This window comes from Variovorax atrisoli, assembly GCF_014195185.1.
Lineage (GTDB): Bacteria > Pseudomonadota > Gammaproteobacteria > Burkholderiales > Burkholderiaceae_C > Variovorax > Variovorax atrisoli.
The window spans coordinates 1-1,807 of sequence record NZ_JACIBG010000028.1 but is presented as its reverse complement, the minus strand read 5'-3'; the positions used below and the strand labels follow the sequence as shown (position 1 = coordinate 1,807).

General features: G+C 61.6%; 1 protein-coding gene. It reads right to left on the bottom strand.

The genetic code is table 11. The features are described 5' to 3' along the window. Positions 1–374: 374 nt before the first annotated feature. A complete protein-coding gene (locus FHY06_RS34700) occupies positions 375–1,571 on the bottom strand; it encodes an IS4 family transposase (RefSeq protein WP_221404505.1) in 1,197 nt (398 codons plus the stop codon). Between the last annotated feature and the right edge of the window lie 236 nt (positions 1,572–1,807).

Here is a 1,807-nt window from a genome sequence, read left to right as displayed (position 1 = left end):
TGGCAAACTGTGTGTAGGCCGTAGCGCTACACACGCCTCACTTCGGACCGATAGCGCACGCGTCCCACCTGTAAGAGCGCCAAGCTATACGCCGCGACAACCTACACACAGTTTGCCACCTGGGCGGCAGAAACCATTCGCTGCCGCTAGCCCTTGTGCGGGTGTTCGAAGTGGGTGAGGCGTTTATTCAAAGCGTTGGCAACGAACGCGGACCAGGGCACTGCCGTGTGAAGCGTAGGACCGGTTGGGGGCCCTCAGGCAAGAAGAAGTGTTGGCGGTGTTAGCCGCTTTCTTTTGCCTACTTTTCTTTGCGGCGGCAAAGAAAAGTAGGTGCCGCCCCGCACAGCAATGCTCTCAACTTAAGCCCCACTCCATCAAGCAAGTTTGTACGCGAGATGGCAGTGGGGCTTCGCTTTTCTGGGCGGCCTTGGGTATGAGCGCGAGGGCTGTATGCGACATCGGGTCTGATGGATCACCGCCAGGACCGGGATGAGGTTCTCCAGACAGTGTCGGATACGCAGAAGGCAGGGTCCAAGTAATGGCTTGAGTGCGCCCAGCGCGTACACGCGGTTGGGACGACTGGCACATTGACCGTCGTGCGGCGCATCAAGATCACTGAGCAGCGTGCACAGGTTGTCAGCGAGGATTTTCGCGCCGAAGTCCTGCTGCAACGCCAGGTAGTCCAGCCCCGTGACGGCCTCCAGCCGCAACCGGTGCTTCAGGCGTTTGAAGGCCTCCTCGATCCGCCAGCGCTGGTGATAGAGCGCACCGAAGGACGCAGCGGGATAACGCCCGGCGTCGAGCAGCGAGGTCATCAGCACGCGCACACGACCGCTGGGCGTGACATCACGGATCAGGCGCACGGTGGTGGGCGTGCGGGCCAGTTCGTAATCGCGGGCGTCCCGCTCGCTGGGCGCTTCCAGCGTCACCACGCGCTCGGCCTCGCCGCTGCGGGCGAAGGCAGTCACGCAGTTCCAGTTACGTGCATCGACACGCATGCAGAACGCTATCTCCCGTTGCGCGAGTGCGGCAACCATCATGTTGCTGATAAAGCCGCGATCAAGCAGGAGCAGATCGGCGTTCGGCTGCAGCACATCGAGCGCTTCGAACAGCATCTGCCGCTCGGCGCCGTCGGCCGGATGAAGCGCGGCGTGCAGGGTCAGTTCGGGGCCCGGCAGGAACAGCGCAAACGCGTAGTGATCGGCGCGCAGTTCACGGCCACAACGTGTGCTCACGCGCAGGCGAGTGCCGTCAGCGGCGACCAGTCTCAGGCCGTTCCACTGCATCGGATCGATATGGGGCTTCGCCAGTGCGATGAGGCGCGCGCAAGCCAGGTCGAACAACTCAGCCGACAGGCCACGCCGCGCCTTGCTGAAAGCCTGCACACTCACGGCGCGCACGCGCTGGCTCTGGCCGCCCAGCGTGCCAAACAACTGGTCGAGTTCAGCCTGCACGCTGGCACACATGCCCGACATCATCAGCGCTGCCATGCGCGGTAATGTCAGGGTGCGATTGCGGGTAAAGGCAGTGGGGAAACGACGCACGCGATTCACGAGCGCCGGATCAAGCAGGAAATCAGAGAACTCAGCCAGAAGTCGGGAAGACGCCGGTATTTGAGTTCATATCGTTGATTTATCAGTGAGTTATGCGACCAAGTTTACAGGGGCGACCTCTCGTATACAAGCGCTTATGAGGCTTAAGTTGAGAGCATTGCCCCGCACAGGGGCGACGCTTGAAGCACGAAGGCATAGCGCGGATGCCAGCGCAAACACAAGCAAACCAAACCGCCCGCGCCACGAAGACACAA